The organism is Nonomuraea sp. CA-143628, from assembly GCF_050942315.1.
Classification (GTDB): domain Bacteria; phylum Actinomycetota; class Actinomycetes; order Streptosporangiales; family Streptosporangiaceae; genus Nonomuraea.
Genome location: NZ_CP192072.1, coordinates 10926592 through 10946429, shown reverse-complemented (window position 1 = coordinate 10946429; position 19838 = coordinate 10926592). Strand labels below are relative to the sequence as shown.

Genomic DNA, 19838 nt, shown 5'->3' with positions numbered 1-19838 from the left:
TCACTCCTCTGCCATACTGCGCAGTTCTCGCTTGATCACTTTTCCGGCGGCGTTCCTGGGCAGCGCGTTCACGCACAGCAGCCGGGTGGGGAGCTCGTGCTGGGCGAGCCGCTCGGCCAGGAAGGCGCGTACGCCGGCCAGCGTCACCGGCTCGCGGGACACCACCGCCGCCGCCACCACCATGCCCATGACCGGATGCGTCACGCCGAACACCGACGCCTCCGAGACGGCCGGATGCTCGTGCAGCGCGGCCTCCACCTGGAGCGTCGAGACCTTGAAGGCGCCCGACTTGATGACGTCGCTCTCCCGGTCGACCAGGTAGAGGTAGCCGTCGTCGTCGAGGTAGCCGAGGTCGCCCATGCGTACCCAGCCGTCCTGGAAGACGTCCTGCCGCTGCTCGCGGTAGTAGGAGCGGGAGTGCGCGGCGGCGCGCAGCCACACCTCGCCGGTCTCGCCGGGCGCGGCCGGGTCGCCGTCGGCGGTCAAGATCCGCAGGCTGCCGGCGGCGTGCCCGAGCGCGCCCGGCCGGTCGGGGTCGTAGATCATGACGGTCTGGGCGGGGGCCGCCTCGGTCGAGGTGTAGTAGTTCGCGACCGTCGCGTTCGGGAACGCCTCGGTCAGCTCGGCCGCGACCCTCGGCGGCAGCGCGGCGGCGGCCGAGCCGAGCAGTTGCACGCTCGACAGGTCGTGACGGTCCTGGACGCGCGCGCCGAGCAGCTCGATGGCCATCGCGGGCACCACGAACACGGTCCCGGCCGCGTACGACTCGATGAGCGCCGCGAAGCGGGCCGGCGTGAACAGCGGCAGCGTGACCACCGTGGGGGCGGCGCTCAGCGCGTGGAGCAGCATGACCTGGCCGGCGTTCGTGCCGATGGGGAAGGCGTGCACGAGATGCCTGGAGTGAGCGAACGGGCGGCGTTTGGGGTGTACGGGCGGGGAGGTGAGGTTCGCGTGGCTGGCCGCCACGCCCTTGGGCTGCCCGGTGGTGCCGGAGGTGTAGAGGATCTGGGCGTAGCCGAGCGGATCGACCTTGACCGGGACCGGGCCGGTCGGGCCGCCGAGCTCGTCGCCGCTCCGGATCATCGTCGTCGCCCCGCAGTGCTTGATCAGGCGGGCCAGCTCCGGCTCGGCCAGGCGGTCCGACAGCGGGACCGCGACCGCGCCCGCCTTCAGCACCGCCATCCAGCTGACCGCGTAGTCGGGCCAGTCACGGCCGCCGAACACCAGCGCGACTCGATCTCCTGGCCGTACGCCCTGGTCGAGCAGGCGGTGGGCGGCGGCGTCAGAGCGCTCGTCCCACTCGCGGAGTGTCAGGCCGCCCGTTCCGGCGACGATGAGGGCCTCGTGGTCGGGGTCGGTGGCGGCTCGTGAGCTCAGCAGAGCAGGGACAGGACGGGCCGACTGAACCACCCCCCAAAATTATTATCGGGATGTCGCAAGACGCTAGAAAAAATGCACAATTGCGTCAACCCCTTACCGCCAGACGCTTGCCGCCGTCTGGCCCCGCGTGACACACTCGCCCCGGATTTCCCTGGAAACGGGAGGGCTTCGCCAGGTGCAGACGGACGGGGAACTACGCGGACGCCTCGCCGACATGGTGGCCGAGGCCACCGACGGCGCGGTCGAGGCCGCCGAGGTGCTGGCCGGGGAGGCCAGGCTGGCCGATCTCGGCGTCACCTCGCTCGGCTATCTCAGGTTGATCGACGCGGTGGAGGCGGAGTTCGGCATCGAGCTCGACATGACCTCGGCCGACAGCCTGGACGAGCTGGTGGACTACTTACGGCTCCATGCTTGAGTCGCCGCTGACCTGGGGGCAGCAGGACATCTGGCGGGCCGTGGAGGCGGCGCGGCCCCAGGAGCACTATCTCAACATCGGCCGGATCTTCGCCGCGCCGAAGCGGCCCGTCACCGTCGAACGCGCCGTCAAGGCCCTGGACGACCTCGTCGCCAGGCACGAGGCGCTGCGCACCCGGCTCAGCGGGCCGCGCGACTGCCCCCGGCAGCGGATCTCGCCCATCGCCCGGCCCTACGTCGAGGTGACGGACGAATCCGCTCAGGTGGTGTGCGACCGGCTGTCGAGCGAGCCGTTCGACTACTGGGAGGAGTGGCCGCTGCGGGTGGCGTTCCTCGTCACCGGTGACTACGTCCGGCATGTCGTGCTGGTGCTCTGCCATCTGGCCGCTGACGGGCACGCGGCCGATCTCCTGGTGAAGGACTTCCGGCTGCTCCTGCTGCGCGACTCGCTGCCACCGCCGGACAGCGCCACGCCGCGCGAGCTGGCCGAGTGGCAGCGCTCGGCCGAGGGCAGGCGTACCTCTGAGGAGGCCCTGGCCTTCTGGACGGCCGAATACCGCCGCATGGACCCCGTGACCCTGACGGACGTCCCGCGGCGCCCCCGGTTCTGGGAGGCCACGATGACCTCGGCGGCCATCGCCGCGGCGGCGCAGGCCGTGGCCGCCCGCGAGCGGGTGAGCTCCTCGACGGTGCTGCTCACGGCGGCGATCCGGCTCGCCGGGCGGCTCACGGGCCAGCGGTTCTGCGGCATGCGGGTGATCGTCAACAATCGGTTCGCGGCCGAACGCCGCGACGTGGTCTCCACGATCTCGCAGGAGGGGCTCGTCCTGCTCGACCTGGGTTCGCCGGACTTCGGGCAGTTGGTACGGCAGGGCTGGCAGGTGGCCTTACGGGCCTACCGGCAGGCCCAGTTCGACCCGTACGCGATGGAGGAGGCGGTGTCGGGCATGGGGCCGGGGATCAGGTCGTTCGGCTGCTTCAACGACCAGCGGCTGGTGCAGCGCGACGAGGCGACAGGTCTGGACGAACGGGCCGTACGCGCCTCGATGGAGCGGACCGAGCTGGTCTGGACGGACACCATGGACCGCAACATCTGCGACTTCCGGCTGCACGTCGGCGGCGAGCCGGGGCGGATGGAGGTGTCGCTGTACGCCGACACCGGGCTGCTCGCGCCGCCGGGGATCGAACGCTTCCTGTACGACATGGAGTCGACGCTGGTCGAGGCGGCGTTCGCATGAGTCTGTACGCGGCGGCCACGTCGTGCGCGCAGGGGGAGTCGCTCCGGTTCCACCTGCTCGGGGGCTGCGGCCCGATCACCGTCGAGGACGTGCCGTCGGGGCGGGTCGTACTCCGGGACGTCGTGCTTCGGGACAGCGCCGAGGGCGACACCTGGACGCTGAAGGTGGGCACGGACTGGCCCAGCTCGCTCTACCGCGCCGTCTTGGGCGACGAGTCCGCATATTTCGTCGTACGTGCGGCTGTGCCCGCTTCGCCGGTGATGGTGGCGATCCCCTTTCCCACCTGGGAGGCGTACAACCGGCCCGGCGTACCCGGTGAAGGGCTCTACCAGGCCGAGCAGCCCGATCGGGCGGTCAAGGTCAGCTTCGACCGGCCGGGGGCGGGGCCGCAGATCGAGGAGTGGGAGCTGGGGCTGCTGCGGTGGCTCGGGCCGTCGGGCTACCCGGTCGACTACTGCTCGGGGCTGGACCTGCACGACGGTCTCGACCTGCTGAGCCGTTACCGGTTGCTGGTGATCAACGGGCACGACGAGTACTGGTCGTGGGAGATGCGGGACGCGGTGGAGGCGTTCGCGCGGGCCGGTGGAAATATCGCTATATTCTCCGGCAACACCTGCTGGTGGCAGGTCCGCTTCGAGGACGACCTCCGCACGATGGTCTGCTACCGCGACGCCGTCGCCGACCCCCTCACCGCCACCGACCCCGGCCGGGCCACCGTCGAATGGCCCAGCGAACCCGTCAACCGCCCGGAGAACGCCCTGACCGGCCTCACCTTCCGGAACGGCGCGGGCTGCTGGGTCGACTCACGGGTGATGGCCCACGAGTCGTACACGGCCCGCTTCGCCGGCCACTGGGTGTTCGACGGCACCGGACTGGCCGACGGCGACACCTTCGGCAGGGGCGCGCTCGGCTACGAGACGGACGCCGCCGACCTCGAATGGGTGGAGGGGGTGCCAAGGGCGACGGGCCGCGACGGCACACCGCCGTCGTTCGTCGTACTCGCCACGGCCGACCTGAGCCACTGGCGCCGGTATGGGAAGGGCGGCGCGGCCACGATGGGCGTACACCGCCTCGGCGCGGGGACCGTCTTCAACGCCGGCACCATCAACTGGGGCAACTCCCTCCACGACCCCGTCCTGGAGAGAATCACCCGAAACGTCCTCGACCGCCTGTCCCAACCCCCAAGCCACCCACCCTCCTGGGACCCGATCGGCCCCGCATCGACCGGCCCCGCATCGACCGGCCCCGCATCGACCGGCCCCGGCCTCGCTCCGATCGGCTCCGCCTCAACCGGCCCGTCTTCTGTCCCGACCGGCCCATCTCTTGATGGTGTCGGTGGTGGCACGCGTGCTCTGGTCGCCTGCGACAACCGGCTCTTCGCCGCCTGCTCGGACGGGACACTCGCCGTCCGCGACATCTCCGGACAGAACCTGCCGTGGCGGGTGATCGACGAGACCGACGTGATCGCTCTGGCGGCCCCTCGGGAGGCGCACGGCGGCCCACCCGCCGGCCTGTACGGGGTGGCACCCGACGGCACGATCCGCTACCGCGACCCCGTCCTGACCAGGTCCACTTGGCAGGACGTGAGCCGGGCCCCCGAGGGCACCACCGGCCTGGCCGCCGTGGACGAGGGGCTGTTCGCCGTCACCTCGGCGGGCGAGCTGTGGCACCTCCCCATCCGGCGGCTCGACACCCACGACTGGGCCCGAGCAGGCTCGGCCGGGGGCGCGGTGAGCCTGACCGCGATGAACGGGCGCCTGTTCGCCGTCTCCGCCGACCGGATCCTGACCAGGCCGGCCGAGCGGCACGAGACCGCATGGCAGGACCTGGGCCCGGCGGGGGGCCACACCGTCCTCGCCGCCTCCGCCGGACGACTCATCGGCATCGGACCGGGGACCGGCCTCTCCTGGCGGCGGCTCACCTCTGCCTGATCAGGCGGCTCACCCATGCCTGGTCAGGCGGCTCACCCATGCCTGGTCAGACGGCTCACCCATGCCTGGTCAGACGGCTTACTTATGCATGATCAGAGGAGACCGAGCCGGCCGAGCATGCCGAGCTGGTCGCTGCTGCCCCACCGTTCCACCAGCTTGCCGTCGGCGAAGCGGCTGATCTGCATGCCCCGGTAACTCACCTTCTTGCCGGTGGCCGGATGGCCCATGAGGTCGCCGAGGTGGGTGCCGCTGATGGTGTAGGCGAAGGCCAGCTCATCATCGGTGGCGATCAGGTGCTCGACCTCGACGCGCAGGTCCGGGAACGCGGCACGCATCTCGCCGAACATCGCCTTGTAACCGTCGGGACCCGGCCCTTGCCCGGGGGCGGGATCGTGGTCCACGGCATCGGGCGCGACCACTTCGTCGAAGATGGCGAAGTCGCCGCTCATCACCGCGGTGGCGAAGCGTTGCTGGGCGGCAACGTTGGCTTCGTAGGTCATGTCTCTCCCTACAGTTGGTCGGCGATGGCCGATCACGTCCCACGGACAGTGGATCTTCGTGCGACTCTGTTTCTGCAGGTTAGGCGGCGAGCGTCCGCAGGGGTGGGTCTTGGGCGGGGCGTGTCGCCGGGGATCGTACGGAGGCCGCTTCCACAGACGGTCACTCGCGGAGGCCGCTTCTACGGACGGTCGTTCACAAGGGCCGCGTCTGGGAGCGGTGGCTTTCGTAGACCGCTTCTACGGGCGGTCGCTTTCGTAAGCCAGCCACTGCGCGCAGGTGTGCAGCCCGTAGTCCAGTGTCACGCTCGGCCGCCAGCCCAGCTCGGCGGCGGCCCGCTCGACATCGACCAGCGGCTTCGGCGGGCCGTCCGACGTCTCGACGTCCAGCGGCCGCACCGCACCTGACACCGCCTCGGCCAACTCCCGCATGCCCAGCCGTTCCGGGTTGGCGATGTTGAACATGCGCGACACCGGATTCCCCGCCAGCGCCGCCAGCACCGCGCGAGCGACGTCCTGGACGTGCACCAACTGCGCAGGGGAGCCCGTGACGGGCGCGGGACGGTTGAGCGAGGACCGCAGGACCAGCTCCGCGACCGCGCCCCGCTGCGGCATCCCGGGCCCGTAGGGCTCGCCCAGCCGCAACACCACGGCGCCACCCGCCGCCGCCTCGACCTGACGAATGGCCCGCACCAATGGCGGGGCGGCGGGGGAATCCGCGAGCAGCGGAGCGGAGTGGGCCTCCGTGAGTGGCGGGGCGGCAGGAGTCTCCGTGAGTGGCGGGGCGGGGGCGGCGTCCCCGGGTGGCGAGGAGGCCGCGTGGTTCCCGTGCCCGTAGACGGCGCACGAGCTGAGCAGGACGCCGCCGCGTCCGTCGGCGAAGGCCGCTCGCGCCAGGCGCAGCTCCTCCTCCGGGTCGGCGTCCTCGTCCCAGCCGAGCGCGCAGACGTGCACCACCACGGCGGCGCCCGCCTCGGGACCGACGGTTCGACAGCCGTGGTCGGCGAGCGCGCCCACCAGGTGGTCGCGCACGAACGTGTCGGCGCCCGTCAGGGCCACCATGGGACGGTCGGCGAAGGCCTGGGGAACCCGGGGATGGTCAGCGAAGGCTCGGGGAGCCCGGGGACGGTGTCCAGGTCGGTTGGCGAGACCCGCCTCCAGGCCCGCACGGGCCACCTCGTGCAGCTCGGGCGTGAGCCGGGCGAGCTCCCGGGCCCCGAGCTCATGGCAGAGCCCGCCGGGACCCATCGTGGCGAGCGCCCGGTCCAGCACGCGCGGATCGGCGCGAACCCCGCCACGCACGTCGACCTGATCCAACACGCGCACCCCGTCGCGCGAGTCGGCCTGGTCCAACACGCGCGGGTCGCCGCCCACTCCGCCACGCATGTCACCTCGGTCCTGCACGCGCGGGTCGGCGCCGTACACATTGCGCGGATCGTCGTCGTCCCGAGCGCCGTCCAGGGCACCGTCTCGACCGGTCTGGCTGTGGACGATGCCCATGGTGTAGGCCGTGAGCCAGAGCGGCCAGTGCCGAGTCGCCGCCCCGGCCCGCAGCGAGTCGGCGTCGATGCCCCGCCCCGCCAGGTAGTCCTCGCAGCGAATGTCCCGCCAACGCCCGGTCCCGGGGACGCGAACGGCGCACTGGGCCACCCCACGCTTGAAGAACGGGATCACCGGCAGCTCCCCGAGCACGCTCTCCTCGAAGGAGGACCGGCCCGCCTGCGCGTCATCGGGAGGGAAGCCCTCCGAGCCGTCCGGGAAGAAGCCCTGCGGGTCGTCGGCAAAGAAGCAGGGGGAGCGCCGCAGCCCCTGGAAGTCGTTGTCCACCAGGCTCGCCAGGTCCTCGTGCTCGGCCAGGCTCGGCACCGCCACGAACACGGGCACCCCCGCCTGGCGCAGGTACCGCCCCATGAGCACGTCGTCGGGCCAGGTGTCGCCCCGGTCGCGGGCCCATTCCACGTACCCGCCCGCGACCTGTCTGGGCAGCAGCAGGGCCGCCACCGGCGTGTACTCGCCGGCCCCGGGCACCCACCGCGCCCCGGCGAGCGCGCCCTGCCGGACGGCGGCGCCGTTGCGTGAGTTCCAGAAGGCGAACAGGGCGAGCGCGGCGTGCGGCATGGCGCGGGCGGCACTCTCGGCGCGTTCGAAGAACGTGCCCGAAAGCACCATGTCGTCATGCAGCAGCAGATGGTGCGTGGCGTCCGACGGGATGCTGGACCAGGCGAGCAGCGAGGTACGGAACGCCGACGGACGCCCCGCCGGATCGGGATCGGTGACGACGTCGAAGACGCCACCGGCCAGCCGGATGGCCGCCTCCCTACGCTGGGGATGCGCCATCACCGCACCAGTCAGCTTCACGTGCCCAGGCATGCGCCTACCGCTAGCTCGCCCGACTCCACCAGGTCGAGGGCGTCGCGCCGTTCCCCGCCGTCCCACTGCACCTCGCGGACGACCAGCAGCCCCGAGCCGCACGCCACCAGCACCCCGGCGACGCCGGTGGACCAGACGGGGGCGAGCACGGTGCCGGGTGGTTCTTGGCCGCCGTATTCGATCAGGTCGGCGCTGTGCACGAACAGCTTGCGGCCATCGACGAAGGTGAAGGCCCCCGGGTACGGCGCGGCCAGCGCGCGGATCCAGTCGTAGAGGTCGTCGGCCGGCTTGGACCAGTCGATCACCCCGTCCTCCGGACGGCGCTTGTCCCACCACGAGCCGCCCGGGGGCTGCGGTCGTGCTACCACCTGTCCCGCCAGCAGCAGCGGCACGTACTTGGCGAGCAGCTCGATGTTGATCTCGGTGACCTTGCGGTACACCTCGGTGACGTCGTCGCGGCGGCTGATCGTGAACTCCCGCTGCGCGATGAGGTCCCCGGTGTCGGCGCCCTCGTCGAGGAAGAACAGGCTCACCGCGCTCGTCGTCAGCCGCTTGATGATGGTCCACGGCAGCGCGGCGCGTCCCCGGCCCTCCGGCAGGCGGGTTGGGTGCAGGCCGATCGAGCCGAGCGGGCAGACCGACAGCAGCGGCTCGCGTACGAGCTGCGACCACCCGGCGATCACGAACAGGTCCATCTCCTTGACCCGCTCGTACGCCTCGCCGTCGTTGATGTCGGCGGTCTCCAGCAGCGGGATGCCGTGCTTCTCGGAGGCTTCCCGCAGCGGCGCATACCCGGAGCGGTGCTGCAGTTTCGGCGGATAGCCGATCAGCAGCGAGGGGGGAGTGCCCTGCGCGGCCAGTACGTCCACGGCGGGGGCGGCGAACTCCATGCCTGTGGCGAACGCGAACGTCTTCACCTGAATTGTGGCGCGGAGACCCGGTCCTTCAGGGCCGGGAGGAAGCGCCACCCCTCCTCTCGAAAACAGAATGGAAAGACTCGGTCACGTTCGGTAATATGTGCGGTGGGTGATGCCGCTGTGACAGGAGGTGCGCGATGGCGATCCGCCGCTCCACCACCAAACGCCACGGCCTGCCCACGATCGTGCAACTGCGGCTCACACCCGCCCCTGCCCAAGCCGACGCCCTGGCGGCGGCGGTGCTGTTGTGCAATCAGGCGGCCACCCTCGTCTCCCGGCTGGCCTGGCAGCACCGCGTCTTCGCCGTGGTGGAGTTGCATCGGCTGGCCTACTACGAGGTGCGTGGGCAGGTGGCCGGGCTGGGTGCGCAAGCGGCCGTGCGGGCGATCGCCCGGGTCGCCGGCGCCTACGCCAACCGGCGCGCTTCCAAGAAACGCGCGCACATCTTCCGGCCGCACGGCGCGGTTCCCTGTGACGCCCGGCTGATGAGCTGGAATCGGGATGCCCGGACCGTGTCGCTGTGGACTCCCACCGGGCGCGTCACCATCCCCTACACCGGCCGACCAGAAGACCTCAAGGCCGTGGACACGCTGCCGATGGGGGAGGCCGATCTGATCTGTCGGCGCGGGGTGTGGCTGCTGCAGGTCGCGCTCACCCTGCCCAAGCCGGCGGTGCGTGACCCGATCGGCGGCTTTGTGGGGGTGGATCAAGGGGTGGCGAACCTGGCGGTCACCTCCGATGGCGCGGTGCTGCCCGGCCCCGCCCTGACCGGCCCGATCGGCGGCAACGGCCACGTCCGCACCCTGCGCGAGCGGCGGCGCCGCCAACGCCGACGGTTGCAGAAGAAAGGCACGTCGGCGGCGCGGCGGGTACTGCGCCGCCTGACCGGTCGTGAGCACCGGATGATGACCGACCTCAACCACCAAATCAGCAAATATGTGGTGCGCGAAGCCGAACGCACCGGCCGCGGCATCGCCCTGGAGGATCTGCAGGGCATCCGCGGGCGGGTAAGGGCTCATCGGCTCCAGCGGCGCACCCTGCACAACTGGGCCTTCGCCCAGCAGATCACCTTCACCCGCTACAAGGCCGCCCACGCCGGGATCGCCTTCGTGCTGGTCGACCCCGCCTACACCTCCCAGGCATGTCCGGACTGCGGGCACATCAGCAGGGCGAACCGGCCGGCGCGGGGACGGTTCGTCTGCAAAGGGTGTGGCCTCGCTGGGCACGCCGACCACATCGCGGCCCGCAACATCGCCACACGCGGCGTCGCGGGCTGGGCTGCCATCAACCAGCCACACGCTACCGACCTCCCTTCACCCAGACGGGACCGAGAGAGCAAACCACCAGCTTCAGTCGGTGGTAGTTGATAAGACCTCCCTCAGCACCCCGAACGCTTCGGCGTGCGTGACACCGATCTCCGCGCCGCGCAGTGTCGCCAGCGCGGTCACCGACTCCTCGCTCCTGATGTGCGGGGAGGGCCGGTGTTGGCTCTTGTAGCCGCGCAATGCTTCCAGTTTGCGTTCCATATGGTGGCTTATGTCGTAGAAGGCCGTCGAGCGCGGCATTGGCTCGGCCGCCCACTGGATCTTCGACATCTCGTACAGCAGTACGGTCGGCACCAGCCATTTGCCGAACTGCTGGGCGATGGGCCGGGCCGCCGCGAACCCGGCACCGAACACCGCCAGATGGTCCTGGTCGTAGTCGGCGAAGCTGGGCAGCAGGAGCAGGTCGGGCCGCCGCTCGTTCAGCGTCCGCTCGAACAGGTCGACCAGTTCCCTGCGCGGCAGCGTGTCCAGCCGCTCGGTCAGGTCCATGTCGCCGTACGCGATGTCGTACGAGAAGCCCAGCGTGGCCCGTACGGCCTCGATCTCCTCCAGCCGCTGCCGATAGCTGGTGGCGCCGTCGAGGCCGTAGTGCCGCATGCCGTCGACCGCCAGATACAGGACGTGGACCTCGGCCCCCGCCTCGACCTGCGCGGCGATCAGGCCGCCGCAGCCGAGTACCTCGTCGTCGGCGTGCGGGGAGATCACCAGCACACGGTCAAAGCGGCGCATTCACAGCCCTCCGGTCTTCGCGGGCGCGATAGTACTCGGCGGTGCTCAGAATCAGCTCGTCGAGCGCGATCCGGGGCCGCCAGCCCAGGTCGGTCGCCGCCCGCAGCGCCGGGATCTTGTGGAACGACTCGGCCTCGGCGTAGTACGGCCCATGTACGGTCCTGCCGTCGACGCTGACGACCGGCGACGGGCTGCCGAGTAACTCCTTGACCCGCTGGGCCAGCTCCATGATGGTGACGGCGTTCGCCGGGTTGCCGACATTGATGATGATGTCATCGCAGTTCAGGGCCGCGTCCATGTAGTCGATGAGGAACCCGGTCAGGTCGCTCGCCGCGATGAACGCCCTGACCTGCTCGCCGCCCGCGAACACGGTGATCGGCTTCTCGGCCAGCGCCTGCTGGACGAACGTGGGCATGACGAACCCGCCCGCCCGCGACTGCCGCGCTCCCGCCACGTTGAACGGCCGGATGACCATCCCGCGCAGCCCGTGCTGGCGGCTGTTGGAGACCATCGCCTCGGCCAGCGTCTTGGCGATCGCGTACTCGATGCGGGTGTTGTACTGCGTCGGTACGACGATGTCGTCCTTCTCGTCGAGCACGCCGCTGCGGCCGTACACCTCGGCCGAGCTGAACATGCACAACGGCGCGTCCGCGCGGATACAGGCGTCGATGACAGGCGCGGTACTGCCGATGATGTCGTGGCCGAGCCGGCCCGCCCTGGACAGGATGCTCGCCGGGCCGACGTACGAGGCGGCGTGGATGACGCGGTCGGCCCCGGCGAAGTCGCCGCCCGCCGCCAGATAGTCCTCCACCCGCTGCCGGACGACCGTGCAGCGAGGATCGGCGTCGTAGTCCTCGCCGTCGATCACCGCACCCGCGTTGGAGTCGATGATCGTTACTCGGTGGTCCGCGGCGAGATACGCGTCCACCAGATGTGAGCCGATAAAACCGAGACCGCCCGTGACGATGACTTCGCCACTTGGAGCTCCCACGGGCCTGCCTTTCCCACGAAGCCGTGATTTCGAGGAAAAACGGTCACTCGGGGCCTGTGCCGCCCCGGTGGCACCTAGCGTGGGATTAAAACAGTTTTCGCCACACTTGTCACGCATGGCACAAGTTTTCATGGTCTGGCGCCGGCCTCCTGGACCGATCAGCCGGATCGGGCGTACGCTCGCCGCAATTCGGGGACAGGGAGTGACATGGCCACGTCGAGGGAACGCACCTTCACCGGCACCCGCGCCGCGAACGTGGTGCGCGAATGGCCTCACGAGCAGCCGCGCTACGTCGCCGTCCTGGTCCACGGGTACGGCGAGCACATCGGCCGCTACGAGTACGTGGCCGACACCCTGGTCCGGCACGGCGCCGCGGTGTACGGGCTCGACCACGTCGGCCACGGCAAGTCGGAAGGCGACCGGGTGCTCGTCATCGACTTCGAGGACGTGGTGACCGACGTACACGCCGTGGAGGAGCAGGCCCGGGCCGACCACCCGCGCGTACCGGTCGTGCTGATCGGCCACTCGATGGGCGGCATGATCGCCGCCCGCTACGCCCAGCGCTACGGCGACGGGCTGGCCGCGCTCGTACTGTCGGGCCCGGTGATCGGCGAATGGGAGGTGATCCCTGTCCTGCTCGCCCTCGACGAACTGCCCGACATCCCCATCGACCCGGCCACGCTCTCCCGCGACCCGGCCGTGGGCGTCGCCTACGCCGAGGATCCGCTGGTCTGGCACGGACCGTTCAAGCGGCCCACGCTGGAGGCGTTCGCCACGACGATCGTCACGATCGCCGAGGGCGGCTCGCTCGGCAGCCTGCCGACGCTCTGGATCCACGGCGCCGACGACCAGCTCGTGCCGCTGACCTCCAGCCGTAAGGGGATCGAGACGATCCGCGGCGACGACCTGACGGAGCGGATCTATCCCGACGCCCGGCACGAGGTGTTCAACGAGACGAACCGGGACGAGGTCCTGACGGACGTCACGACCTTCATCGACCGGGTCCTGGGTCACTGACGCTGCTTGGCTGCCGTCTCAGCCACGTTGCAACTGCCTCCTGTGCCCTCTCGATGGCGGCCGTCGCGGCCGGGTCATTTCACCGCACCGGCAGCCACAGGTGTCCGGATCCGCGGGCTCGGGTCAGGTCCACCCGGTAGCAGCCGGCCTTGGGAAAGACGAAGCCCGTGCCCCACTCCTCACCCGGCCGCCGCCAGCTTGAGCCGGTGTGCTGCTCGGGACCGAACGTGGGCTTCGCGCGGGTACCGTCGGGCAGCGCGGCCGTGACCTTCAGCGGCCCTTCACCGGTCATCCGCCACACGATCTTGACCTCCTTGCCCCGCCCGAACGGAACCGGAGCGAACAGCAGCCCCCACACCTCAGCGTCCTGCGACGTGCCGCGCACTTCGGGAAACCCGTCCGGATTGATGAACAGCGGCGTCCCATGGCACGCCACCCGAGTGGTGGCGGGCGTCGGCTCCTGAGACACCGCCGGCGTCTCGGTCGGCGACCCAGCCGGTTCCTCGTCCACGGGCGGCGTCTCGGCCGGTGTCTCCGCCCTGCTTGGCGTCCCGGTCCCGCCGGTGGCGGCGGGCGCCATGGTCGCCGAGGGCGGTTGGGCCTGGGTCGCTGGGCCGCCGGTGGCGCACCCCGCGACCACTACGAGCACCGCTCCGATTGTCATCCGCCTCATCGAACCTCCTCGCTCTCACGACACGTACTCCGGAGAGCGGCAAGAGGTTCCTGGTTCAGGTTCGGCGCGGCGTAGGTCTGGAAGGCCAACGGGCCTCCCGCCCATGGAGCGAGAGGCCCGTAGCCAGCTGGCGCCCGTACCCAGTGGCGCCCGTAGTCGGCTGGCACCTGTACTCAGTTGGCGCCCTTCGACGCGTCCTCGCAGCGGACCGTGACGATCGCGAACCACACATGCGTACGCGCGTCCTGGGACGTCACCGACTCGAACACCTCGCACGACGTGAACCCGTGGTTCAGCGCGTTCTGCCTGGCGGCGGCCTCGGCGCTGGCAAGTGCGGCGTCCTCCTCGATGCCCTTGCCGAACCCGTCGAACAGCGCGCCGATCCCGGCGTTGATGCTGGTGGAGGTGTCGGCGGAGGCGGGCAGAGCGGCGACGAGGGCACCCGCGACGATGCCGGAACCGGCCAGCGTCGTCGCAGCCAATGCGACCAGCAGCTTTTTGGTCAGGTACTTCATTTGATCTCCCCGAGCTTCGATCGTTGGGGCTTACGTCTGAGAGGCGTTCCATCCTGTTCCACCTGTCACCGGATGCCTTCTCGCCGCATGCCTTCCGCGGTCAGCCGCCCGGAGCCCGGCGGAGTTCGTCACGCGGAAGCGGTCAAGCTCCTATGCGTCTCGCGATTCGGAAATCCGCCATAATCAGCAACCCAGCTGAAATCGTCCGACGCTTTCGCCCGCGCTTTGGAGATCAAATTTAACGGACATCGCGATGCCCTGGCCAGATGGTCACGGCCGCGATATCGGTCCAGTCACAGAAAGGGCTTCCGACGAAGGACGCTGCCCGGCTGCCGGTAGGAAGATCCCTGCACCCTTGCCTGTCCCCAGGCCCCGGCAGGAGATTTATGATCGTAAAAAGAAATACCAGATCACGCCCAGGGCAATGAGCCAGATAATGGCGCCGATGCCGCAGACCACCAGGCAGCCTGTGATGACTGTTCGTTTTCTGCCTCGATCGCCCCATTCGTGACGACCACGATCTGGATCCATGCTAAGAGGCTACTTCCCTCTCGCCTCGAATAATTGACCATGGCTGTAAGAGAGGGGCATTTGTGGCATTTATCTATTTCCGAGGATGGGAAGGATCAACGCGGACGGATATTCCTGACCATGAAAGATCTCGAACCGGGTACGCCGGGTCCGTACGGCCTCCGCCGCCGGCTCCCCGGTCCCATGGTTGCGCGCGAACCTCGGGAACGCGCCCCCCGCCACCTGTATCCGCAGGCGGTGGCCCTTGCGGAAGCGGTAGCCGGTTGGGTGGAGTTCGACCTCCGCCCGGGTCACGCTCTGCGAGTCCCGGGGCAGGCGCACGATGCCGTCGGTGACGTTCCGGGAGACGCCCGCAGGATCGACGTCGCAGAGCCGTACGAACAGGTCGGCATGCCCCGTGTCGGTGCGTACGTGCACGACCGCCGAGACCGGACCGATCAGGTCGAGATCGCGGGGGAGCGGCGCGGTGGTGTGGACGAGTACGTCGGACCGGCGCTCCACCTCCCGGTTGTCGCGCTGGCCGGTCTCTTGGGCGGACAGCATCGGACCGCCTGGTGACCGCGTGGGGTGCGTCGGGTCATAGACGAACGTGTCGGAAGAGCTCTTGTCCGGCACCTCCCAGCCGAGCCCCCGGCCGTGGCCCAGATAGAGCGGAGTGGGAGTGGACTCCGCGGGCGGCCATCGGTCGAAGTCCAGCCAGCGGTTGGCCTTCTGCAGGTAGAGGCGTACAGGTGCCTGGTGCAGTTGGGCGGTGTCGCCGAGCAGGTGCGCCGACAGCCACGACACCTGGTCGAGCAGCACGGCACGCAGCGCGCCCGGATCATGGCCCCATGGGCCGATCGTGATCCGGCTGCGCCGCCCCGCCTGCCGCAGCGCGGCGAAGTCACGCAGCTGCGCGGGCAGGAACAGGTCCCACCAGCCGGTCACCATGCTCGTCGGCGTGGTCATCTCGGCCGCCGCCGCGCGGTGGTCGGTGGCCGCCCAGAAGTCGTCGCCCGGCTCCGCGTGCGCGGCCACCTCGCGCAGGAACGGTACGGGCTTGCCGATCGCTGCCAGGTCGGACGTACCGATGGGGACGTGCGCCATGGCCCGCCGTACGCGCCGCTCCTTGCGGGGGTCGGGCAGCAGGCCGCCCAGCGGCGCCTCCTCCTGGGTGCCGATCAGCGCCGACCAGGTCAGCGTGTTGTGCAGGCCCATCACGCCACCCGGATAGAACGTGCTGACGAACTCGCTGGTCGTGATCCCGAGCCCCATCGCCTCCAGCGGCGGGTCCAGGTAGGGCCCGATCGCCCACTGCGTGTAGCCGAGATAACTGGCCCCCGCCATGGCCAGCCGTCCGTCACACCACGGCTGCGCGCGCAACCACGCCGCCGTGGCCAGGCCGTCGTCCTTCTCCTGGTGAAAGGCGTGGAAGCGGCCACCGGAGCCGAAGACACCCCGGGTGTTCTGGACGACGACCTGCATCCCGCGCCTGACCAGCACGCTCGCGAACGCCTTCGCGTCGATCTTGTGCTTCCCGTACGGCGTGCGCATCAACACCACGGGCAGCGGCCCGGCACCGCGCGGCCGGTAGCGATCGGCGAGCAGCGCCACGCCGTCGGGCATCGAGACCCGCAGATCACGAGTGACCGCCACATCCTCGACCACCGCCTCCGGCAGCCCGAGGAACCTGTCGAACAGCCTGCCGAGCACGCTCATGTGAAGTCCTCCCGCTCGACCTCCAGAGTAGAGCTCTGGGGCGGAAGGAACGGTCGCTGTCGGTGAGAAGGATGTTGCTTCAACGGAACCAAGGGCGGTTGGAGGGTCTTCGAGGTCGTTCGCGCACGCACGGAGTCGGCCAACGACGGCAGAGACCGTCACCACGTGAGACCGGTGATTTTCTCCTCGCTGCCTTGTCTGCACAGACGAGACGGACAAGGACCGACGAGAAGGCGGCGAAGATGCGAAAGCTCCCACCCACGACTCGCGCCGACACCGCCGGTGACGCCTGGCTCGGCGGGGTCGCCCTGCTGGGCCGGGCCGCCGACTACGCGCTGAACTGCCTGCGCCTCGTCACGTCCGCCGATCTGGACCGTCCCACCCCGTGCCACGGCTGGGACCTACGGACGTTGCTGGCACATACGAACGACTCGTTCGCGGCACTGACAGAAGCCGCAGCGTTAGGGCACGTCGCCCTCGTTCCCCCGCTGAGCGACGACGACAACGACCGCCACGGTTACGGCGATGACCATGACAGCTTGCGAAACCGCGCCACCCGCCTGCTCCGCGCCTGGGCGGGGTCCACGGACGCGACGGTCTCCGTCGGCGGTTGCCCGTTGACGGCCGCGATGGTCTCCGCCGTTGGCGCCGTCGAGGTGGCCGTGCATGCCTGGGACGTGGCCAGAGCGTGCGGCCACCCCCGTCCCATCCCGGACGACGTGGCGGCCGAGCTCCTCCCGCTGGCCCGGCTCTTCGTCACAGATGCCGACCGCCCGGCCCGCTTCGCCGTACCCCTGAACGCCGCCCCCCGAGCCCCGGCTCAGGACCGTCTGCTCGCCTACCTGGGCCGCGACCCCCACTGGACTGACAACGGGAAGTAGCTTGACAGCATAAATTGTCGGTGTCAGCGTGAAACCATGTACGAAGTCGCGGTGATCGAGGACCCGGCCGCCGCCGAGGCGTCGCTGGATCCGATACGCGCCCGGCTCCTGGCTGAGCTCGCCGAGCCGGGCTCGGCCACGATGCTGGCCGCCAAGGTCGGTCTGGCCAGGCAGAAGGTGAATTACCACCTGCGAGCCCTGGAAAGCCACGGTCTGGTCGAACTGGTCGAAGAGCGGCGCAAGGGCAACTGCACCGAACGCGTCATGCGAGCATCGGCCGCCTCCTACGTCATCTCGCCGACGGCCCTGTCGGCGGTCCAGCCCGACCCGTCCCGTTCCCCCGACCAGCTCTCGGCCCGCTGGCTGCTCGCCCTCGCCGCTCGCCTGGTGCGCGACGTGGGCGCCCTCATCACCGGTGCCACGAAGGCCAAGAGGCGGGTGGCGACGTTCGGCATCGACGGCGAGGTCCGCTTCGCCTCGGCCGCCGACCGTGCCGCCTTCGCCGAGGAGCTGTCCGGAGCGGTGACCGCGCTGGTCAGCAAGTATCACGACGAACAGGCCGAGGGCGGTCGGCCCCACCGTCTGGTCATCGCTATCCACCCATCTGTGGGGAAACAGAGCACTGATGGGTGATCTGTTCGTTAATCAGGGGTTCGCCGACGGATGATCCGGCCGAGATGCGGGTACGGATAGCGGCGCATGAGTGCGAGGGCGGCCGTGAACCCCAGGCCGTACCAGACCGATGAGTGCATGTGCGGCCCTGTCGACGCGGCGGTGAAGCCCAGCGCCGAGACCAGGGCGAGCAGCGTGGTGGCGACGGCCGATCTTCGTGCGGCCGTCGCCCCCACTAACGGCCGCCCACCAGCAGCCCACCACCCCGCCACAAGCCGCCACCCGCCAGGGTCACGAGCACGCAACGTCACGACGCGAGCGTCTCCAAAACCTGTTCGCCATATTTGGCCAGTTTGTTCTCGCCCACCCCATTTACCGTCCCCAGCTCCGCCAGCGTCGACGGCGACAGTGTCGCGATCTCCCGCAGTGTCGCGTCATGGAAGATCACGTAAGCCGGCACCCCCTGCTCCTTGGCCGTCGCCGCCCGCCACGCGCGCAGCCGTTCGAAGATCGGCGCGGCATCGGCCGGCAGCTCCACCACGGGACGGTCCTTGCCGGCGGTCTTGGCGGTCTTCGCCCGCGCCGCCCGCTCGGGGTCGCGGCGCAGCCGCACCTCGCGCTGCCCGCGCAGCACAGCGGCGCTCGCCTCGGTGAGCACCAGCGCGCCGTAGTCGGACTCGACGGCCAGCAGCCCTTGGGCCAGCAACTGGCGCACCACCCCGTGCCACTCGGTGTTGCCCAGATCGGCGCCCACCCCGAACACGCTCAGCGAGTCGTGGCCGTGCTGCAGCACCTTGGCCGTCTTCTTGCCGAGCAGGATGTCGGCGATCTGCCCGACGCCGAACTTCTGCCCCCGCTCGCGGCGCAGCCGCAGCACCGTGGACAGCACCTTCTGGGCGGGGACCGTGCCGTCCCACGACTCGGGCGGCGCCTGGCAGGTGTCGCAGTTGCCGCACGGCTGGGAGTCCTTCTGCCCGAAGTAGTCGAGCAGCATCACCCGGCGGCACCCGACCGTCTCGCACAGCGCCAGCATCGCGTCGAGGTGGAGCACCTGGCGGCGGCGGTGGGCCTCGTCGCCCTCCATGGCCAGCCGCCGGTGCTGGACCACGTCCTGCAGCCCGTAGGCCATCCAGGCGGACGCGGGCAGCCCGTCGCGCCCGGCCCGGCCGGTCTCCTGGTAGTAGCCCTCGACGGACTTGGGCAGGTCGAGATGGGCGACGAAGCGTACGTCGGGCTTGTCGATGCCCATGCCGAACGCGATCGTGGCCACCACGACCAGCCCGTCCTCACGCAGGAAGCGCGCCTGGTGCGCGGCGCGGGTGCGGTTGTCGAGGCCCGCGTGGTAGGGCACGGCGGCGATGCCGTTGTCGACCAGGAAGGCCGCGATCTTCTCGACCGAGGAGCGCGACAGGCAGTAGACGATGCCCGCGTCGCCGTCGTGCTCGGTGCGCAGGAAGTCGAGGAGCTGGCGCTTCGGCTCGCTCTTGGTGGCGATGCGGTAGTGGATGTTGGGCCGGTCGAAGCTGGCCACGAAATGCCGGGCCTGCTCCAGCCGGAGCCGCGAGGCGATCTCGGCGTGGGTGGCCGGGGTGGCGGTGGCGGTCAGCGCGATGCGCGGCACCTCCGGCCAGCGCTCGTGCAGCTCCGACAGCGCCAGGTAGTCGGGGCGGAAGTCGTGCCCCCACTGCGACACGCAGTGCGCCTCGTCGATGGCGAACACCGAGATCTCGCCCTTGGCCAGCAACCGCAGCGTCGACTCGACCCGCAGCCGCTCCGGCGCCAGATAGAGCAGGTCGAGCTCGCCGGCGAGGAAGGCCGCCTCGACCCGTTGTCGCTCGTCGAAGTCTTGGGTGGAGTTGAGGAACCCCGCGCGCACACCGAGCGCCGTCAGCGCGTCGACCTGGTCCTGCATCAGCGCGATCAGCGGTGAGATGACCACCCCGACCCCGGCGCGGACCAGCGCGGGGATCTGGTAGCACAGCGACTTGCCGCCGCCGGTCGGCATGAGCACCAGCGCGTCGCCGCCGTCGACGACGTGATCGATGATCTCCTGCTGCCCGGCCCGGAACGAGTCGTAGCCGAACACGCGGTGGAGAGCCTCGGTGGGGGTATCCATGCG

Annotated in this window: 19 protein-coding genes; 7 read left to right on the top strand and 12 right to left on the bottom strand. The window is 70.1% G+C overall.

Features of this window, described 5'->3' with window-relative positions:
- Complete coding sequence (locus ACQP2T_RS49675; protein ID WP_433511780.1) at window positions 1-1410, bottom strand: class I adenylate-forming enzyme family protein; 1410 nt, start codon at window positions 1408-1410, stop codon at window positions 1-3.
- A 145-nt stretch (window positions 1411-1555) separates the two neighbouring features.
- On the opposite strand from ACQP2T_RS49675, the gene ACQP2T_RS49670 reads away from it, so the two are divergent.
- The 3 genes from ACQP2T_RS49670 to ACQP2T_RS49660 are packed head-to-tail and all read left to right on the top strand — an operon-like array spanning window position 1556 to window position 4963.
- Complete coding sequence (locus tag ACQP2T_RS49670) at window positions 1556-1795, top strand: acyl carrier protein (RefSeq protein ID WP_433511779.1); 240 nt, start codon at window positions 1556-1558, stop codon at window positions 1793-1795.
- Complete coding sequence (locus ACQP2T_RS49665) at window positions 1788-3032, top strand: condensation domain-containing protein (protein ID WP_433511778.1); 1245 nt, start codon at window positions 1788-1790, stop codon at window positions 3030-3032. The genes ACQP2T_RS49670 and ACQP2T_RS49665 overlap by 8 nt, the downstream gene beginning before the upstream one ends.
- Window positions 3029-4963, top strand: a complete 1935-nt coding sequence (locus tag ACQP2T_RS49660; RefSeq protein WP_433511777.1) for a N,N-dimethylformamidase beta subunit family domain-containing protein — start codon at window positions 3029-3031, stop codon at window positions 4961-4963. Before ACQP2T_RS49665 ends, ACQP2T_RS49660 begins: the two co-directional genes overlap by 4 nt.
- 92 nt (window positions 4964-5055) lie before the next feature.
- Here ACQP2T_RS49660 and ACQP2T_RS49655 read toward each other — a convergent pair whose 3' ends face one another.
- The 3 genes from ACQP2T_RS49655 to ACQP2T_RS49645 all read right to left on the bottom strand — a co-directional run bounded on the left by ACQP2T_RS49655 (window position 5056) and on the right by ACQP2T_RS49645 (window position 8747).
- Entirely contained in the window at window positions 5056-5463 is a 408-nt protein-coding gene (locus tag ACQP2T_RS49655) for an ester cyclase (RefSeq protein ID WP_433511776.1), read from the bottom strand.
- 237 nt (window positions 5464-5700) lie between these two features.
- Complete coding sequence (locus tag ACQP2T_RS49650; protein ID WP_433511775.1) at window positions 5701-7797, bottom strand: NAD-dependent epimerase/dehydratase family protein; 2097 nt, start codon at window positions 7795-7797, stop codon at window positions 5701-5703.
- A 17-nt stretch (window positions 7798-7814) separates the two neighbouring features.
- Window positions 7815-8747 carry a methionyl-tRNA formyltransferase gene (locus ACQP2T_RS49645; RefSeq protein ID WP_433511774.1) on the bottom strand — a complete coding sequence of 311 codons (933 nt, stop codon included), beginning with the start codon at window positions 8745-8747 and terminating at the stop codon, window positions 7815-7817.
- Between the two features lie 137 nt (window positions 8748-8884).
- On the opposite strand from ACQP2T_RS49645, the gene ACQP2T_RS49640 reads away from it, so the two are divergent.
- On the top strand, window positions 8885-10114 hold the full coding sequence (locus ACQP2T_RS49640; RefSeq protein WP_433511773.1) for an RNA-guided endonuclease InsQ/TnpB family protein: 1230 nt from the start codon (window positions 8885-8887) through the stop codon (window positions 10112-10114).
- Here ACQP2T_RS49640 and ACQP2T_RS49635 read toward each other — a convergent pair.
- Window positions 10097-10801: a PIG-L deacetylase family protein gene (locus tag ACQP2T_RS49635; RefSeq protein ID WP_433511772.1), complete on the bottom strand. Its 705-nt coding sequence runs from the start codon at window positions 10799-10801 to the stop codon at window positions 10097-10099. The two genes, ACQP2T_RS49640 and ACQP2T_RS49635, sit on opposite strands and share 18 nt — an antisense overlap.
- Entirely contained in the window at window positions 10788-11729 is a 942-nt protein-coding gene (locus ACQP2T_RS49630; RefSeq protein ID WP_433511771.1) for an NAD-dependent epimerase/dehydratase family protein, read from the bottom strand. Before ACQP2T_RS49630 ends, ACQP2T_RS49635 begins: the two co-directional genes overlap by 14 nt.
- A gap of 270 nt (window positions 11730-11999) precedes the next feature.
- Between ACQP2T_RS49630 and ACQP2T_RS49625 the strand changes: the two genes are divergently transcribed.
- Window positions 12000-12809, top strand: coding sequence for an alpha/beta hydrolase (locus tag ACQP2T_RS49625; RefSeq protein WP_433511770.1), 810 nt, complete (start codon window positions 12000-12002; stop codon window positions 12807-12809).
- Window positions 12810-12888: 79 nt separating this feature from the next.
- Here the strand turns inward: ACQP2T_RS49625 and ACQP2T_RS49620 are convergent, their stop codons facing one another.
- From ACQP2T_RS49620 to ACQP2T_RS49605, 4 genes are all read right to left on the bottom strand, one after another.
- Window positions 12889-13482 (bottom strand): hypothetical protein, encoded by a 594-nt coding sequence (locus tag ACQP2T_RS49620; RefSeq protein WP_433511769.1) that lies wholly within the window; start codon window positions 13480-13482, stop codon window positions 12889-12891.
- Between the two features lie 173 nt (window positions 13483-13655).
- Complete coding sequence (locus ACQP2T_RS49615; protein ID WP_433511768.1) at window positions 13656-13997, bottom strand: hypothetical protein; 342 nt, start codon at window positions 13995-13997, stop codon at window positions 13656-13658.
- Between the two features lie 384 nt (window positions 13998-14381).
- Window positions 14382-14528 (bottom strand): hypothetical protein, encoded by a 147-nt coding sequence (locus ACQP2T_RS49610; RefSeq protein WP_433511767.1) that lies wholly within the window; start codon window positions 14526-14528, stop codon window positions 14382-14384.
- Between the two features lie 69 nt (window positions 14529-14597).
- On the bottom strand, window positions 14598-16226 hold the full coding sequence (locus ACQP2T_RS49605) for a CocE/NonD family hydrolase (RefSeq protein WP_433511766.1): 1629 nt from the start codon (window positions 16224-16226) through the stop codon (window positions 14598-14600).
- A 242-nt stretch (window positions 16227-16468) separates the two neighbouring features.
- On the opposite strand from ACQP2T_RS49605, the gene ACQP2T_RS49600 reads away from it, so the two are divergent.
- Window positions 16469-17107: a TIGR03086 family metal-binding protein gene (locus ACQP2T_RS49600; RefSeq protein WP_433511765.1), complete on the top strand. Its 639-nt coding sequence runs from the start codon at window positions 16469-16471 to the stop codon at window positions 17105-17107.
- A 36-nt stretch (window positions 17108-17143) separates the two neighbouring features.
- The gene (locus ACQP2T_RS49595; protein ID WP_433511764.1) at window positions 17144-17740 is read left to right on the top strand and encodes an ArsR/SmtB family transcription factor; all 597 of its coding nucleotides are present in this window, start codon (window positions 17144-17146) and stop codon (window positions 17738-17740) included.
- Window positions 17741-17748: 8 nt separating this feature from the next.
- On the opposite strand, the gene ACQP2T_RS49590 is transcribed toward ACQP2T_RS49595, so the two are convergent.
- Both ACQP2T_RS49590 and recQ read right to left on the bottom strand, forming a co-directional pair.
- Window positions 17749-18030: a hypothetical protein gene (locus tag ACQP2T_RS49590; RefSeq protein ID WP_433511763.1), complete on the bottom strand. Its 282-nt coding sequence runs from the start codon at window positions 18028-18030 to the stop codon at window positions 17749-17751.
- Window positions 18027-19835: a DNA helicase RecQ gene (gene recQ / locus ACQP2T_RS49585; RefSeq protein ID WP_433511762.1), complete on the bottom strand. Its 1809-nt coding sequence runs from the start codon at window positions 19833-19835 to the stop codon at window positions 18027-18029. The genes ACQP2T_RS49590 and recQ overlap by 4 nt, the downstream gene beginning before the upstream one ends.
- Between the last annotated feature and the right edge of the window lie 3 nt (window positions 19836-19838).

Bases quoted from the DNA above. Each gene is read 5' to 3' on its own strand.
- ACQP2T_RS49650 (WP_433511775.1), bottom strand. From the start codon at position 7,797: ATGGCGCATCCCCAGCGTAGGGAGGCGGCCATCCGGCTGGCCGGTGGC.
- ACQP2T_RS49635 (WP_433511772.1), bottom strand. From the start codon at position 10,801: ATGCGCCGCTTTGACCGTGTGCTGGTGATCTCCCCGCACGCCGACGAC.
- ACQP2T_RS49620 (WP_433511769.1), bottom strand. From the start codon at position 13,482: ATGAGGCGGATGACAATCGGAGCGGTGCTCGTAGTGGTCGCGGGGTGC.
- ACQP2T_RS49605 (WP_433511766.1), bottom strand. From the start codon at position 16,226: ATGAGCGTGCTCGGCAGGCTGTTCGACAGGTTCCTCGGGCTGCCGGAG.
- ACQP2T_RS49615 (WP_433511768.1), bottom strand. From the start codon at position 13,997: ATGAAGTACCTGACCAAAAAGCTGCTGGTCGCATTGGCTGCGACGACG.
- ACQP2T_RS49600 (WP_433511765.1), top strand. From the start codon at position 16,469: ATGCGAAAGCTCCCACCCACGACTCGCGCCGACACCGCCGGTGACGCC.
- ACQP2T_RS49655 (WP_433511776.1), bottom strand. From the start codon at position 5,463: ATGACCTACGAAGCCAACGTTGCCGCCCAGCAACGCTTCGCCACCGCG.
- ACQP2T_RS49625 (WP_433511770.1), top strand. From the start codon at position 12,000: ATGGCCACGTCGAGGGAACGCACCTTCACCGGCACCCGCGCCGCGAAC.
- ACQP2T_RS49640 (WP_433511773.1), top strand. From the start codon at position 8,885: ATGGCGATCCGCCGCTCCACCACCAAACGCCACGGCCTGCCCACGATC.
- ACQP2T_RS49660 (WP_433511777.1), top strand. From the start codon at position 3,029: ATGAGTCTGTACGCGGCGGCCACGTCGTGCGCGCAGGGGGAGTCGCTC.
- recQ (WP_433511762.1), bottom strand. From the start codon at position 19,835: ATGGATACCCCCACCGAGGCTCTCCACCGCGTGTTCGGCTACGACTCG.
- ACQP2T_RS49665 (WP_433511778.1), top strand. From the start codon at position 1,788: ATGCTTGAGTCGCCGCTGACCTGGGGGCAGCAGGACATCTGGCGGGCC.
- ACQP2T_RS49595 (WP_433511764.1), top strand. From the start codon at position 17,144: ATGTACGAAGTCGCGGTGATCGAGGACCCGGCCGCCGCCGAGGCGTCG.
- ACQP2T_RS49610 (WP_433511767.1), bottom strand. From the start codon at position 14,528: ATGGATCCAGATCGTGGTCGTCACGAATGGGGCGATCGAGGCAGAAAA.